We start from the raw sequence: 14,373 nt of genomic DNA, 5'->3' as shown, positions 1-14,373 counted from the left end.
CCGTGGGCCGAACGCGGTGCTCATGGGTTCGGATGCGGCCCTGCCGCATCCGAACTCGCAGTCGGCTTCCGGAGATGGGGACGTTCCGCAGAGCGGGTCGCGTCGGGCTGCCCGGAAACGCTGGCACGCGTTTCCGGATCGCGCCCTCTCCCTTCGGGAGTCGGTGTCCCGGAGCCGCATCGGAACGCGCAGTCGGCTCGCCGAGATGGGTGCGATCCGCAGAGCGAGGAGCGTAGGGGTGTCCGGAACCCGCGCCGCCCGGCCGCCTGGCTCCCCACTGCCGCGCGAGTCAGGCGGTCTCGAGGAGGGGCTCCGGGTCGTGCAGGGTGGGCGCGAGGCCGCGGCGGCGGCGGGCCGCGGCCAGGACGGTGACGGCGAGGGCGCCGAGCAGCCAGAGGGAGAGCACGACGACCGCGTTCGCGACTCCGATGCTGCCGCCGGCGATCAGGGAGCGGAACGCCTCCACCGTGTAGGTCAGCGGCAGGACGCCGTGGATCGCCTGGAAGAAGGCGGGTGCCGTCTCGACCGGGTAGGTGCCGCCCGCGGACGAGAGCTGCAGCACCATCAGGAGCAGCGCGACGAACCGCCCCGGCGCGTCGAGGAGCGAGATCAGCGCCTGGTTGATCGCGACGAACGTGAGGCTCGTGAGCATCGCGATCCCGATCAGCCCGGGCAGGTTCGCGGCCTCGACGCCGACCCCGAAGCGGATCACCAGCGCGGCGAGCACGCCCTGCGCGACCGCCATGAGGGCGCCGGGGAGGTAGCTGCGCAGCGCGATCACCCAGGCCGGCCGGCGGGCGGCGATCAGGCGCTCGCTGAGCGGAGCGCTCATCAGGTAGAACGCGAGCGCACCGACCCAGAGCGCGAGCGCCAGGAAGTAGGGGGCGAGCCCGTAGCCGTACTGCGGCACCTCGTTCAGCCGCTGCTTGTCGAGGGCGACGGGGGCCGCGGCGACGGCGCTGAGCGACTCCGCCTGGTCGGCGGTGTAGGTCGGCACCTGGTGGGCGCCCTCGGCCAGTTCGTCGGTGAGGGTCTGCGAGCCGTCGGCGAGGGAGTCGAGGCCGGTGTCGAGCGTCTCGGATCCGGTCGCGGCGTCGGCCGAGCCGTCGGCCGCGGAGGCCGCTCCGTCGGCGAGAGCGTCGGCGCCGGTCGCGAGCGAGGCGGTCCCCGTGGCGAGAGCGTCCGCTCCGGTCGAGGCGTCGGCGATGCCCGTCGTGAGCGGGCCGACGCTGCCGGCGAGGGTGGCGACTCCGCTCGCGAGCTGCGCGGCCCCGGTGTCGAGCGAGGCGGCGCCCGTCGCGACGGCCTGCGCACCGGTCGAGAGGGACTGAGCGCCCGCGTCGACCTGCGCCGCTCCGGTCGCGAGCGACTGCGTGCCGTCGACGAGGCCGGAGGCGCCGGTCGAGACCGAGTCGGCGCCCGCGGCGAGGGCGGTGAGCCCGCCGTCGGCGTCACCGACGAGCGCGGTCGCGCCGGTGGAGAGCTCCTGGGCGCCCTGATCGACGCCGGTCGCTCCGGTCGACACCCCGGCGGCCCCCGTCTCGAGCTGCGTGAGCAGGGCGAGGCGCTGCGCGTCCGAGAGGGTGCCGTACTGCGCGATCAAGGACTGCAGGCCGGAGTCGACGGTCGCGGCACCGGAGGCGAGCGCGGGAGTGCTCGAGGCGAGCGCCGCGGATCCCGCTGCGAGCGATCCCGCCCCGGCGAGGGCGGTCGCCGCTCCGTCCGAGACCGACGACGCGCCGGTCGCGAGGGCCTGGGCGCCGGTCGCGGCATCGGCCGCACCGGCGGAGAGCGCGGGAGTCGATCCCGCGAGGGTCGTCGCACCCGTCGCCAGGTCGGCGGCACCGGTGTCGAGCTGCTGCGCACCGTCCGCGACGGAGGCCGCTCCGTCGGTGAGCGCCGTGGCGGCGGCCGGCAGCTGCGACGTCCCGTCGGCGAGCTGCTGCAGCCCGGAGGCGAGGTCTGCGGCCCCCGAGGAGGCCGAGTCGGCGCCCGACGCGAGCGTCCCGGCACCCGTCGCGAGCTGCGCGGTGCCGTCCTGCAGCCGGGTGAGGCCCACGACCAGCTCGGAGGAGCCGTCGGCGGCCCGCGCCGAGCCGTCGGCCAGCTGCGCCGCTCCGTCGGCCGCCTGCTCGAGGCTGTCGTGGACGTCGGTGAAGCCGAGGTAGATGTTCGTCAGATAGCTCTCGCCGACCTCATTCTCGACGGTCGCGGTGACGGTCGATCCGATCGTCGAGGCGATGTTCCCGACGATGAGGTTCGCGCCGTCGTCGGTCTCGATCGACAGCTTCGCGACGGTCGCCGCTGCGGGGTCGTCGCCGCCCACCGAGGCCACGTCGGCCGAGAAGTCGGAGGGGATCGTCAGCACCGCGTAGACGGCACCGGAGGCGAGCTCGCTCGCGGCCTCGTCGGCGTCGGTGGTCGTCCAGGCGAAGTTCGAGGAGGAGGTGCTCGAGAGCAGCTCGTCGGTCACCGAGTCGCCCAGGGCGAGCGCGGAGCCGTCGGAGGCGGTCGCCCCGGTGTCCTCGTTGACGACGGCGGCGGGCACGGTGTCGAGGGTGTGCGTCGGGTCGAGGTTGGCCGAGGTCAGCAGTCCGGCGTAGATCAGCGGGATCAGGGCGATCGCGGCGAAGACGACGACGAGGCGGGGCTGGACGCGCCCGAGGGCGCGGCGGAGGGCTGAGGTGGGCATGATCCTTCTACTTCGCAGACGGGGAGTGGAGGGCGGAGAGCCGCTGCGAGGCCACTCCGGTCACGAGGAGCTCGGCGATGTCGGCGGCGGCGTCGGCGGCCGGCCGGCGGGAGTCGCCGTCGAGCAGCCAGCCGACGACGAGCCAGGTCGTGCCCGCCGCGAGGAACGTCGCGAAGCGCTCGACCCGGGCGTGGTCGCCGGCGCCGGGCTCGCGGTCGGCGAGAGGCGAGAACGCGAGGAGCCGCTGCGCGAGGAACGCGACGACCGACTCCTGCACGGCGCGGGCCGTGCCCCCGCTGAGCACGCGACGGTAGAAGTCGGCGTGCACGAGGAGGCCGCCGAGCAGTGCGTCGACGACGCGCGGCACCGCCGGCTCCCACTCCTCCTCGGAGGCGACGGGCACGACGCCCGCGAAGAGCGCGTGCATGCGGTCGACGGCGGCGGACTCGATCAGGGACGGCACGTCGCCGAAGTGCTGGTAGAACGTCGGCCTGCTGACCCCCGCCTCCGCGCAGAGCTCGGTGATCGACGGCTGCACGTCGCCTGGTCTGTCGAGTGCGGCGGTGATGGCGGCGACGAGCAGCTCGCGCGAGCGGGTGAGGCGCGGATCGGTCACGTCGTCCTCCTTCTCCTCCGGAGACGAGGCGGCGCCTCTCTCTTACGGTCGTAAGTAACTTACAACCGTAAAAGAAACAGTGCAAGCGTCAGTGGGAGTCGCCCGCCCTCGAGAGGACGGTCGCGATAGACGACGTGTCGATGACCACCGACCCGTGCGGAGTGAGGCCCGGACTCCGCGGCGTCGGCACCGGGAGGCGCACGAGCAGCGCACCGGCGTCGACCCCGAACCGGCCGGTGGTGGTGCGGCCGACGGGGTCGCCGTCGAGCTCGGCGAGCACCGGCTGGTCGAGCTCGAACTCGAACTCGCGGCCCGACCACTGCCGCAGCGACGCGAGCCCGTTGCGGTTGCCCGTCGCCACATCGAGCGCCAGGCCGAAGCGGCGGCGCAGCAGCACGAGCTCGAGATCGCCGTCGTCGAGCACCGCACCGGCCGCCAGCTCGATGTTCGCCACCACCGAGCTGCAGTTGCAGGCCAGCACCATCAGGCACCGCGTCGGCTGCTCAGGGGCGCCGTCGATCGTGATCGTGGCCTCGAACCCCGCCTTGAACATGGCCGGCGCGCCCGCGGCGACGTAGGCGCCCCAGCCCACCCGCTTCTTGAGCTCCTCGTCGGTCTTGTCCATGATCTCGGCGTCGAGTCCGACCCCGCCCATCACCATGAACACCCGCTCCTCGCCGTCGTCGAACGTGGCCGTGCCGACGTCGATGGCGCGGTCCTGACCGAGCAGCGCGATCTCGACCGCCTCGGCGAGCGAGCCCAGCGGCACACCGAGGTTGCGGGCGAGCAGGTTGCCGGTCCCGCTGGGCAGGAGGCCGTAGGGCACTCCCGTGCCGCGGAGGACCGAGGCGACGGCGCGGACGGTGCCGTCGCCTCCCATCGCGCAGACCAGGTCGGCGCCGCTGTCGAGCGCACCCCGCGCGGCGGCGGCTCCGGAGTCGTCGACGCTCGTCTCGAACCACAGCGGCTCGTCCCAGCCGACCCGGCGGGCGACGGTGGCGACGACGTCCTCCGCGGCCTCGACGTCGTCGAACTTGCTCGGATTGATCACGACGGCGACGCGGCGCCCCGGGCGCGCTCTCTCGACTCTCACCCTCCCAGTCTGGCGCTCGATCGCGGAGGGGCGCAGGCACGAGGAGGGCATGCCCGCCCTCACTCCAGAGTGGCGGCCGCCTCGGTGGCCAGCACGGCGCCGAGCTGCGCCGACAGCGTGGCGGGGAGACGCGGCGGCGCGTCCCAGCGGGGGCCGGCGAGCAGCACCCCTCGGCGCTCGCTCGTGCGCCAGAGGGTGTCGACGCTGCCCGCCACGAACCGCCGGATGCGCTCGGCCGTCTCGGGCACGACTCCCTCGGTCGAGGCGAGGTCGACGAGGTGACGGTAGGCGATGCCCCCGAACAGCGCGCCGTCGCCGGACCCCTGATCGACGAAGACGCCGTCGGGCGCCAGGCGGGTGAGCAGGTCGTCGGCGGTGAGGGAGGCGTGCGCGAGCAGTCGCGCGTCGGGCCGCAGCCGGTGCAGGGCGAGGGCGGCGCCGATGTAGACGCCGTGGTTGTAGCTGAACGCCCAGTCGTCGCGCGCCGAGCCGCCCTCGCGGCCGATGCCGTCCGCGACGAAGCCCGACTCGGGGTCGCGCAGGCGCACGTGCATCCAGTCGAACGCGGCGCGCGAGAGCTCCTCGCGACCCGCGGGGCGGAGGCGCTCGAGTCGTGCCCCGAGGATCGCGAACGGGCCGTTCGCCGGCGCGTTCTTGTAGTCGAGCTGCCGACGGCGCCAGGCCAGGCTCGCGCCGTGACGGAGGTTCCAGCCGCGGGCGACCGCGAAGCGCCACAGCCGATCGGCCCGGTCGAGCCACCGTGCCTCGCCGCTCGCCTCGCCGAGCCGCGCGAGCGCGCCTCCGAGCCACATCATGTCGTCGAAGTAGCCGTTGACGAGCCGCCCGCCGTTGCGGAGCCGGATCGCGCGGTGCACGCGGCGGGCCCGCTCGAGGTGCCTCGCGTCTCCTGTCCGCTCGAAGGCGTCGACGGCGGCGTCGATCGCGTGCGCGAGCCACCAGTAGTCGAACTCCGCGTCGGCCCGGAGAGAGGTCGGATAGCTGTTGTGGTAGCCGAGGACCGGCACCGAGAAGAGCCGCTCGAGGCTCTCCTGCGCGCGATCGGCCCGGCTACTCGTAGACGTGGGGAGCGAGGATCGCGACATCGCGGAGGTTGCGGTAGCGCTCGGCGTAGTCGAGGCCGTAGCCGATCACGAAGTCGTTGGGGATGTCGAATCCGACGTAGGCGACGTCGACCTCCACCTTCGCCGCGCGGGGCTTCCGGAAGAGCGCGCAGATCTCGACCGACTCGGCGCCGCGGCTGCGCAGGTTGCCCTGCAGCCACGAGAGGGTGAGACCGGAGTCGATGATGTCCTCGACGATCAGCACCTTGCGGTCGGTGATGTCGGTGTCGAGGTCCTTCAGGATGCGGACGACACCGGAGGACTTCGTGCTGCTGCCGTAGGAGGAGACGGCCATCCAGTCCATCACGATGTCGAGCTTGAGCTCACGGGCCAGATCGGCCATCACCATGACGGCGCCGCGGAGCACTCCGACGATCAGGAGGTTCTCTCCCGCGTAGTCGCGCTCGATCGCGCGGGCGAGGCCGCGGATCCGCTCGTGGATCTCGGCCTCGGTGTAGAGGACCTCGGTGATGTCGTCGGCGATGTCGGCTGCTTCCACCCGGCCACTCTACGGGAGCGGTCGCGACCGCCTCAGGGGGCGGGGGCGAAGACGAGGGCGGTGCCGGAGCGGGTGGCCCGGACGCCGGGGAGATCGACGCCCCTCTGGCCGTGCCAGTCGGTGACCAGCTCCGCGACCGCGAGGGTCTGCGCTCGCGAGAGCGAGACTCCGAACTCGTTGGCGACCACGAGCCGGATGATGCGCTGGCGGAGCGCGGGCGGGTCGGCCGCGAGCCCGCGGGCGTCGACGGTGACGTGACCCTCGTCGTTCTGGCCGACGAGCTCCAGCGCCCAGTCCAGAGCCAGGGCGTCGAGCGCGTCGCCGTCCTCGCGCAGCTGGTCGGCGGTGCGCGCGAGCGCTTCGGCGATGCCCGGCCCGAGCTCGTCCTCGAGCACCGGGAGCACTCTGCTGCGCACCCGCACCCGGGAGAAGCGCGGGTCGTCGTTGTGCGGGTCGTCCCAGAACTCGAGTCCGGCGTCGGAGCAGGCGGCGCGGGTGCTCTCGCGGCGGATCCCGAGGAGGGGACGCCTCAGCGGTCCGCTGACGGCGGCCATCCCGTGCAGGCTCGCCGCGCCGGCGCCGCGGGCCAGGCCCAGCAGGACGGTCTCGGCCTGGTCGTCGAGGGTGTGCGCGAGGAGGATCGCCGCGGCTCCGGTGGCGACCAGCGCGTCGTCGAAGGCTCGGTACCGCGCGGTGCGGGCGGCCGCCTCCGGCCCGCCCTCGCCGGAGGCGGGCACCGACACCACCTCGCGGAGCACCGGCGAGAGCCCGAGATCGTGCGCCTGCTCGGCGGCGCGCCGGGCGACCGCGGCCGACGCCTGCTGCAGGCCGTGATCCACGACGACGGCACCGGCCCGGCGCCCGCCGCGGGGCGCCTCGAAGGCGACGGCGGAGGCGAGGGCCAGCGAGTCGGCTCCCCCGCTCAGCGCGACCAGCACGAGCACCTCGGGGTCGAGCCCGTCGAGGCTCGCGCGCACGGCACGGCGGAGGTCGGCGACGGCAGGAGTCAGGCGGGGGCGATCGGGCACATCAAGTAACGTAATGCCAGCGATCCGGCCCCCCGAGTGAGTGCTCGGGAGGCGGGTCCGATCCGCCGATGCGCCGCTCACGGCGCCACCGACTCAAGGAGCGAACATGGCCGCATACGACGTCGTCGTAGAGATCCCCAAGGGCAGCCGCAACAAGTACGAGGTCGACCATGAGACCGGTCGCGTCTACCTCGACCGCGTGCTCTTCACCTCCTTCGTCTACCCGACGGACTACGGCTACTTCGAGAACACCCTCGGCCTCGACGGCGACCCCGTCGACGCGCTGGTGCTGCTCGAGTACCCCGTGTTCCCGGGCGTCGGCGTCTCGGTCCGCCCCGTCGGCGTCCTCAACATGAGCGACGAGGCCGGCTCCGACGCCAAGGTCGTCGTGGTCCCCGCGAAGGACCCGCGCTGGCAGCACATCCAGGACATCGGCGACGTGCCCGAGCAGACCAAGAACGAGATCAAGCACTTCTTCGAGCGCTACAAGGACCTCGAGCCGAACAAGTGGGTCAAGGTCGAGGGCTGGGGTGACGCCGCGGAGGCGGAGCAGATCGTCCAGGACGGCATCAAGAAGCTGGCCGAAGAGGGTCACTGACCCCACGCGATGACGAAGGGATCCGCGCGAGCGGGTCCCTTCGTCATCGCAGGCGTCAGGAGGCGGGGCGGCCGACCATCCCGGTGGGCGTGCCCCAGATGGAGTGCACGCGGACGGGGGAGTTCGGGTTCGGCGCCTCGATGATCTGGTCGCCGCCGAGGTAGATCGCGACGTGGTAGTAGTCGCCGGCTCCGCCCCAGAAGATCAGGTCGCCGCGCTGACGCTGGCTGTAGGGGACGAGCTTGCCCTGGGCCGCCATCTCGTTGTACTGGTTCGTCGCCGAGTGCGTGCCGATGTACTCCCCCGCGGAGGCGTACGACTGCTTCGTGAGACCCGAGCAGTCCCAGACGTCGGGGCCCATGCCTCCGAGCACATAGCTCTCACCGAGCTGCGCCATCGCGTACGAGATCGCGGTCTCGACGACGTTCGTCTGGGGGGCGGGCGCCGGGGCCGGGGCCGCGGGCTGCGCCGGCAGCTGGGGCTGGGACACGGACGGCTGCGTGACGGGGGGCGCCGGCTGGGGCGCGGCCGGCTGCTGGGCCGCCGGGGGCGCCGGAGCGGCGGGGCCTGGCTGCGGGATGGACGGGGCGGCGGGCTGCGAGGGGGCGGCGGCCGCCGGCTGCGAGGCGGCGGGTGCGGCCGCGGCCGGCTGCGACGCCTCCTGCTGCGACGCCTCCTGCTCGGCCTCGGCCTCGGCGGCGGCCTGCGAGCGGGCTGCGGCTGCTGCTGCGGCGGCGGCAGCCGCGCGCTGCTGCTCGCCCTCGAGGAACGCCGTCTCGATCTCGACCGTCGAGTCCTTGAGCAGCGCGAGCTGTGCGATGAGCTCCGACGACTTCTCCTCCTGCGAGGCGAGCGCGGCCCGGGCGGAGGCGGCGGCCGCGTCGGCGACCGACCGCGCCTCCTCAGCGGCGTCGGACAGCTTGCGGTGCTCGAGAACGGCGACGTCGGCCTGCTCCGCGAGCGACTCCGCGTTCTGCTTGTCGGCGAGCGCATCGGAGTAGACCTTCTGCGACTGCTCGGTCAGCTGCGACATCGCGCCCAGCTGGTAGAGCAGGTCGCCGGCGTCCTCGCCGCTGGCGACGAGGCTCATCGAGAGGTCGCCTCCCGCGGCGCGCGAGAGGTGCGCCGCGAGCAGGCCCGCCCGCATCCGCGAAGTCTGGGCCTTGGTCGAGGCCTCCGAGGCCTGCGCCTCGAGCTCGTCGACGGTCTGCGCGGCGGCGGCGAGCGCCTCCGACGCCTGGCGCCACGACTCGGCCTTCTTCATCGCCACGACCGACGCATCGTCGACCTTCGTCTGCAGCCCGGCGATGAGGCCCGTGATCGAGTCGATCTCGGCCTGCTTCGTCGCCTCGTCGGACTTGGCGTTCTGCACGTCGTCCCACGAGGGGTAGGTCGGGTCGTCCGCCGAGGCGGGGGTGAGCCCGAGGGAGGCGGTGACCGCGGTCACGGCGAACGCGGCCGAGACGGCGAGCGGGAGCCGCCCCTTCCAGGCGCGTTCGCGCGGCGCGGGGGTGAAGCTGCCGGCGGTCGTCTTCGCGTCAACCAAGAGTGACTCCTCGTGCTGCCATGAACGGCTGAGCGTCGACGGCGACGCCGTTGACGCGGGTCTCGTAGTGCAGGTGGCACCCGGTCGAGGCGCCCGTCGAGCCGACGGCGGCGATCTGCTGACCGGCCTCCACCCGCTGACCGACGCTCACGTAGATGCCGCCGGCGACGATGTGGGCGTACCCGGTGCTGATGCCGTCGCCGTGGTCGATGAGAACCCAGTTGCCGTAGGTCCCGTTGGGGCCGGCGTAGCTCACGGTCCCGCTGTGCGCGGCGAAGATCGGGTTGCCGCAGCCTCCGGCGATGTCCGTCCCGCGGTGGTACGAGCTGGTCGAGCCGCCACCGGTCGACAGCGTTCCGCGCGGGCCGAAGGTCCCGGTGATGCGCCCGGAGGTGGGGCGCACCCAGCCGGAGTCGCTCACGGCGGTCGATCCGCCGCCCGCGGACGGCGCGGACGCGCTCGAGCCGCCGCCGCCTCCGCTGCTCGGACGGGACGCCGCGGCCGCCGCCTGGGCCGCCGCCTGCGCTCGGGCGGCCTGCGCGGCGGCCTCGCGGGCGGCCGCCTCCTCGGCCAGCTTGCGCTGACGCTCGGCCTCGCGGGCCGCGACCCCCGCCTGGTACTCGGCGATGGTGCGCGACTCGGTGTCGCGGAGCGCGGCGAGCTGCTCCTCGAGCACGATGCTCTGCTCCTGCTGCTCGGCGAGCGCCGACTCCGACGCCTCCTGGGCGGACGTGGCCTCGGCGAGCGCGTCCTCCGCGGCGACGCGGAGACGCTCGCGCTCGGACTGCGCGACCTCGGCCTGGTCGGCGAGCGACGAGGCGGTGTTGCGGGAGGCGCTCGCCTGCTCGTAGATCGCGTTGGAGCGCTCGACGAGCTTGGTCATGTTGCCGATCTTCGAGAGCAGCTCGTCGGCCTGGCCGCCCTGCCCGTCGAGGAAGATGTTGACCGAGAGGTCGGTGCCGGTCGTGCGGTAGAGCTGCGCGGCGAGCAGGCCCGCCTGCTGCGACGCCGCGTCGGCCTCGTCGGCGCTCTCGGTGGCCTGGGCGTCGAGGTCGGCGGCTGCGTCGGCCGCCTTGTCGAACGCCTCCTGAGCCGCGAAGTACTCGTCGCCGCGCTGCTGGGCCAGCTCCTGGGCGGCAGCGACCTCGTCCTGGAGGCCCGCGATCAGCGAGGTGATGTTCTCGACCTGGGCGGCCGCCGCCGCGGTGTCGCCCTTGGCCGCCTCCACGTCCTCCCACGAGGGGTACTCGACCGCCTGGGCGGGAGTGGCGACGAGCAGCCCGGCGACCAGCGCCAGGACGGCGGAGGCCAGAGCGGCGGTGCGGAATCGACCGAGCCGCGGCGCGACGGAGGACCGTGCGGGACGAGGGCGGCGCGGCGAGTGGAGCATGGGACCTCTGGAGAGTCGTGGTGGCCCTCTGCGTCGACGGTGCGGCTCCGTCACGCGAGAGTGGCAATTCCGACCAACCCTAGCCAAGCTCTTACCGGTGTGGCTAGAGCGTCACCAGCCCCGGACGGGGTTCTTCACGTGCTGGAAACGTTCGGTTTTGCATATCGGGCGGCGGGTCCCTATGCTTGCGTGTCGGTAGTCATGGGGGGTCGGCCGCAGGGTCGCCCCGCGAGCTCCCGGCCCCATCGTTTAGTGGCCTAGGACACCGCCCTTTCACGGCGGCAGCACGGGTTCGAATCCCGTTGGGGTCACGGATGGGACTGCTGGCAAGTGCACCGGCCCGCGAGGGTCGGGGCGTGGAAATCGAATAGCCTCGAAGGCAGTATGCTTGTCTTCGCAACGAGGCCCTGTAGCGCAGCTGGTTAGCGTGCCGCCCTGTCACGGCGGAGGTCGCGGGTTCAAGTCCCGTCAGGGTCGCAGAGAGGCCCTTCCGAGAGGAAGGGCCTTTTCTTCGAGACGGCCTGCTCTCTCTTCGAGGAGGTCCGGCCGCCTCGGTGCACGGCTCTGTAGCTCAGTTGGTAGAGCGCACGACTGAAAATCGTGAGGTCACGGGATCGACGCCCGTCGGAGCCACGGGAACCCTCGCCTAGCTTCTACGTGGCGGGGGTTTCTTCGTGTCCGGGGCTCCTCTCCCCCGGGCGAGCGCGTCCGTTCGCCCAGGTCGGCTGCGTAGTCTGATCCGGCCATGGACTCCGCCGCCTTCCCGCCGCCCGATCCGTCGACGATCGCCCTCGATCCTCCGGACCCCGGGTACCGGGCGTGGGCGCCTCCCGCGGGATCCATGCCTCCCGGGCAGCCCGCGACGTACGACGGCTGGCTGCCGGCCGAGCCGCAGCCCTCGGTCGGAGCCCCCTACTCCTCTCTGCTCTACCTCCCCGATCCTCGTCAGCGCTGGGGGCTCCCGACGGCGGCGCTCACGATCGCCGGGATCGTCCTGCCGCTCGCGGCCCTCATCCTGCTGTTCGGGTTCGGGATCCTCCCCTACTCGCCCGGCCTGCTCTTCGCGGGCTCGTTCGCCAGCTACCTCGTCGCGCTGGCGGTGCCGTTCGCCGCCTCCCGCCTCCGAGGTCTGCGCTCGATGGCGGCCGACTACGGGCTGAGGTTCCGCTGGATCGACATCCCGATCGGCATCGGGCTCGGGATCGGCGTGCGCGTGGCGATCGTCGCCGTGCTGCTCGTCTTCTCCCCCTACCTCCAGGACGCGCAGTCGAACCTCGATCTCGAGACGGATCCGGTGTGGTTCGTGCTCAGCTCCGTCTTCATCCCGGTCGTCGTCGCGCCGATCGTCGAGGAGATCCTCTGCCGCGGCGTCGTGATGCGGGCCGTGCGGAACCGCATGCTGCGCCGGCCCGCCGGAGCGACGCCTCCGGGCCGCGGGCGCCGCCTGTGGGCGGTGCTCGTCAGCATCATCGCGTCGACACTGGTCTTCGCTCTGCTGCACGGGCACCAGATGGTGAACCCGGCGACGGTGGTCACGCTCGGAGCGACGACCGTCATCGCGGGCCTCGCCCACGGCTGGATCTCGACGGTCACGGGGCGCCTCGGCGCGGCGATCATCTCGCACGCGACGCTGAACGGCACGGCGGTCCTGCTGCTCGTGCTCGTGACCGCGTTCAGCTGAGGCGGGGAGCCCAGCGGCCTCAGACGTCGACGGCGCGCCGTACCGGAGCACTGGCGAGCGGGAGCTCGCCGCGCACCTGGCGGTGCAGGCGCTCCATGTCGGAGTCGAGGGTGGAGGCGGTGCGCGCCGCGTCGGCGAGGCCGTCGAGCAGCTCCTGCGGGACTTGGCGGTCGTACTTGTAGTAGATCTTGTGCTCGAGGCTCGCCCAGAAGTCCATCGCGATGGTGCGGAACTGGACCTCGACGCAGACGTCGACCGAGCCTCCGGAGAGGAACACCGGCACCTCGACGATCGCGTGCAGGCTCTTGTAGCCGTTCTCCTTGGGCTCCGCGATGTAGTCCTTCACCTCGAGGACCGTGACATCGGACTGCGAGGTGAGCAGTTCGAAGACCCGGTACACGTCCGAGACGAAGCTGCAGGTGATCCGCACGCCCGCGATGTCGGTGATGGCGCCGGCGATGCCCTCGAACGTGGTCTCGCAGCCCTTGCGCTCGATCTTCTCGATGAGGCTGTCGGCCGACTTCAGCCGGCTCGTGACGTGCTCGATCGGGTTGTACTCCTGCAGCTCGCGGAACTCCTCCTGGAGGATCGAGACCTTGGTCACGATCTCGTCCATGCCGAACTTGTACTGGAGCATGAACCGAGCGAAGTCGTCGCGGAGGGCGCGGATCTCGGCGACGGTCGTGGCGTCGAGCGCCTCGGCGACCGCATCCGTCAGAGGAGGGACGGCGGCGGTGACGGGGTCGGACGAGCGGGGATCCACAGTCGGACACCCTACGCGCGACCGGTTAAGCGCAGCATGTGAGTGCGCTCGTGCTGCGCACAGCGTCGGGAGGCGCCGACCCGGGCGATACTGGCCCGGTGAGCACTGCCGCCCCCGGAGCCGCGACCGGCTCGCCCGCGACCTTCCCGCCTCCCGACCCCGCGAACTTCTCGCCCGGCCGCCCGCCGCGCCGCCGGATGTCGCGGGGGGCACGCGGGGGTGTCGCGGCGGGCGCCGTGCTCGCCCTGCTCGTCGCGGGCGCGATCACGACGGTCACCGTGCGCGGGGCGATCGCGGAGGAGAGGTTCGAGGAGTCGTCCGCGCTGCTCCTGTCGGCGGCGGCGGAGCGCGACGACGCCGCCGCCGAGTGGGACGCGCTCGAGGCGGCGGTCCAGGTCGAGACGGCGGACGTCCGCGGCGTCCTCGCCGAGGCGGACGCCCCTGCCGTCGACACCGCGAGCCGAGACGCGTACCTGCAGGCCGTCGACCGGGTGCTCGACGCGGCCGACGACGTGCCGGTCGGCGAGCGCGACCCGGTGGCCGCTCCGGAGGACCCCGAGGCGACCGAGGAGCGGTTCGCCGCGGCCGACGAGCTCGAGGCGCGAGCGGAGGCACTCGAGGACGAGACGACCCGGCAGCGGGAGCAGGTCGCGCGGGTCCGCCCGTTGCTCGGCGAGGCGCGCACCGCCTCCGCCGCCTTCAGCACGGCGACGGCCGCGGTCGGCGCCGACCTGGTGGCGACCAGCACCGCCGCCACGCACCAGTCGCGCTGGCTGGTCGAGCGCGCGCTCTACGGCTTCGGCGACTCCCGCGAGCCCCTCGACCTCGCCGAGCCCTCGACCCTGCGCGCGTACCTGGCGCAGGTCGACGCGCTCGAGCTGTCGCAGGCCGAGGGTCTCGTCGACCGCGCCGCACCGGACTGGCCGCGCAAGCAGCGGGTGCTCGACTTCGCCGACTCGATCGCGGGAGGCGTGCCCCTCGACGTCTCGTGGGAGGAGAGCATCGAGATCGACGGAGTCGCCTACGGCTCGCTCGACTCCGGCGCGGGGCTGGCGACCTGGACCCTCGACGAGGGCGCGCCGGCTCTCGTCCAGCTGACCGAGAGCATCCAGCGCAACTGGGACGCGGCGTGGGCGCAGGGCCTGGTCGCGCACGAGGTGGGGCACGCCATCACGTCGAAGGACGGCTGCTACGAGCTGTACCGCGCGACACCGTTCGACGGGGACGACGAGAAGTGGGCGACGGCCTGGGCGCTCTCGCTCGGCTTCACCGCGGGAGCGGGGACCGAGCCCTACGGCGATCCCGGCGCGGACGCCGTGGCGATCGCCTCCGCCTGCCGCTGACCG

12 protein-coding genes and 3 tRNA genes are annotated in these 14,373 nt (G+C 73.0%); 6 read left to right on the top strand and 9 right to left on the bottom strand.

Annotated elements, in window-relative coordinates:
* Positions 1-289: 289 nt before the first annotated feature.
* The 6 genes from B9Y99_RS11075 to tilS all read right to left on the bottom strand — a co-directional run bounded on the left by B9Y99_RS11075 (position 290) and on the right by tilS (position 7,049).
* Positions 290-2,692, bottom strand: a complete 2,403-nt coding sequence (locus B9Y99_RS11075; protein WP_085476666.1) for a YhgE/Pip domain-containing protein — start codon at positions 2,690-2,692, stop codon at positions 290-292.
* Between the two features lie 7 nt (positions 2,693-2,699).
* Positions 2,700-3,308 carry a TetR/AcrR family transcriptional regulator gene (locus tag B9Y99_RS11070; protein ID WP_085476665.1) on the bottom strand — a complete coding sequence of 203 codons (609 nt, stop codon included), beginning with the start codon at positions 3,306-3,308 and terminating at the stop codon, positions 2,700-2,702.
* A gap of 88 nt (positions 3,309-3,396) precedes the next feature.
* Positions 3,397-4,401, bottom strand: coding sequence for a diacylglycerol/lipid kinase family protein (locus tag B9Y99_RS11065; RefSeq protein ID WP_165759599.1), 1,005 nt, complete (start codon positions 4,399-4,401; stop codon positions 3,397-3,399).
* Between the two features lie 59 nt (positions 4,402-4,460).
* Entirely contained in the window at positions 4,461-5,504 is a 1,044-nt protein-coding gene (locus B9Y99_RS11060; protein ID WP_085476663.1) for a glycoside hydrolase family 76 protein, read from the bottom strand.
* Complete coding sequence (hpt, locus tag B9Y99_RS11055; RefSeq protein WP_085476662.1) at positions 5,470-6,021, bottom strand: hypoxanthine phosphoribosyltransferase; 552 nt, start codon at positions 6,019-6,021, stop codon at positions 5,470-5,472. Before hpt ends, B9Y99_RS11060 begins: the two co-directional genes overlap by 35 nt.
* A gap of 32 nt (positions 6,022-6,053) precedes the next feature.
* A complete protein-coding gene (gene tilS / locus B9Y99_RS11050) occupies positions 6,054-7,049 on the bottom strand; it encodes a tRNA lysidine(34) synthetase TilS (RefSeq protein WP_085476661.1) in 996 nt (331 codons plus the stop codon).
* 106 nt (positions 7,050-7,155) lie between these two features.
* Between tilS and ppa the strand changes: the two genes are divergently transcribed.
* On the top strand, positions 7,156-7,647 hold the full coding sequence (ppa, locus tag B9Y99_RS11045) for an inorganic diphosphatase (protein WP_085476660.1): 492 nt from the start codon (positions 7,156-7,158) through the stop codon (positions 7,645-7,647).
* A 55-nt stretch (positions 7,648-7,702) separates the two neighbouring features.
* Here the strand turns inward: ppa and B9Y99_RS11040 are convergent, their stop codons facing one another.
* Positions 7,703-9,193, bottom strand: coding sequence for a C40 family peptidase (locus B9Y99_RS11040; RefSeq protein ID WP_085476659.1), 1,491 nt, complete (start codon positions 9,191-9,193; stop codon positions 7,703-7,705).
* Complete coding sequence (locus B9Y99_RS11035; protein WP_244274878.1) at positions 9,186-10,583, bottom strand: peptidoglycan DD-metalloendopeptidase family protein; 1,398 nt, start codon at positions 10,581-10,583, stop codon at positions 9,186-9,188. The genes B9Y99_RS11040 and B9Y99_RS11035 overlap by 8 nt, the downstream gene beginning before the upstream one ends.
* A gap of 238 nt (positions 10,584-10,821) precedes the next feature.
* Here B9Y99_RS11035 and B9Y99_RS11030 point away from each other — a divergent pair.
* From B9Y99_RS11030 to B9Y99_RS11015, 4 genes are all read left to right on the top strand, one after another.
* Positions 10,822-10,894, top strand: a tRNA-Glu gene (locus B9Y99_RS11030).
* Positions 10,895-10,986: 92 nt separating this feature from the next.
* Positions 10,987-11,060: transfer RNA gene (locus B9Y99_RS11025), tRNA-Asp, on the top strand.
* An 83-nt stretch (positions 11,061-11,143) separates the two neighbouring features.
* A tRNA-Phe gene (locus tag B9Y99_RS11020) sits at positions 11,144-11,216 on the top strand.
* 112 nt (positions 11,217-11,328) lie between these two features.
* Positions 11,329-12,264, top strand: coding sequence for a CPBP family intramembrane glutamic endopeptidase (locus B9Y99_RS11015; protein ID WP_085476658.1), 936 nt, complete (start codon positions 11,329-11,331; stop codon positions 12,262-12,264).
* Positions 12,265-12,283: 19 nt separating this feature from the next.
* Here the strand turns inward: B9Y99_RS11015 and B9Y99_RS11010 are convergent, their stop codons facing one another.
* Positions 12,284-12,901, bottom strand: coding sequence for a GTP pyrophosphokinase (locus B9Y99_RS11010; RefSeq protein ID WP_129588051.1), 618 nt, complete (start codon positions 12,899-12,901; stop codon positions 12,284-12,286).
* A gap of 224 nt (positions 12,902-13,125) precedes the next feature.
* Here B9Y99_RS11010 and B9Y99_RS11005 point away from each other — a divergent pair, with 224 nt between their 5' ends.
* Positions 13,126-14,370, top strand: coding sequence for a hypothetical protein (locus B9Y99_RS11005; protein WP_085476657.1), 1,245 nt, complete (start codon positions 13,126-13,128; stop codon positions 14,368-14,370).
* The last annotated feature ends 3 nt before the right edge of the window (positions 14,371-14,373 follow it).

It is taken from the genome of Rathayibacter oskolensis, assembly GCF_900177245.1.
Lineage (GTDB): Bacteria > Actinomycetota > Actinomycetes > Actinomycetales > Microbacteriaceae > Rathayibacter > Rathayibacter oskolensis.
The sequence above is the reverse complement of the archived record's forward strand: the minus strand, read 5'-3'. Positions and strand labels throughout refer to the sequence as shown.

Bases quoted from the DNA above. Each gene is read 5' to 3' on its own strand.
- B9Y99_RS11075 (WP_085476666.1), bottom strand. From the start codon at position 2,692: ATGCCCACCTCAGCCCTCCGCCGCGCCCTCGGGCGCGTCCAGCCCCGC.
- B9Y99_RS11010 (WP_129588051.1), bottom strand. From the start codon at position 12,901: ATGCTCCAGTACAAGTTCGGCATGGACGAGATCGTGACCAAGGTCTCG.
- B9Y99_RS11060 (WP_085476663.1), bottom strand. From the start codon at position 5,504: ATGTCGCGATCCTCGCTCCCCACGTCTACGAGTAGCCGGGCCGATCGC.
- B9Y99_RS11015 (WP_085476658.1), top strand. From the start codon at position 11,329: ATGGACTCCGCCGCCTTCCCGCCGCCCGATCCGTCGACGATCGCCCTC.
- B9Y99_RS11035 (WP_244274878.1), bottom strand. From the start codon at position 10,583: ATGCTCCACTCGCCGCGCCGCCCTCGTCCCGCACGGTCCTCCGTCGCG.
- ppa (WP_085476660.1), top strand. From the start codon at position 7,156: ATGGCCGCATACGACGTCGTCGTAGAGATCCCCAAGGGCAGCCGCAAC.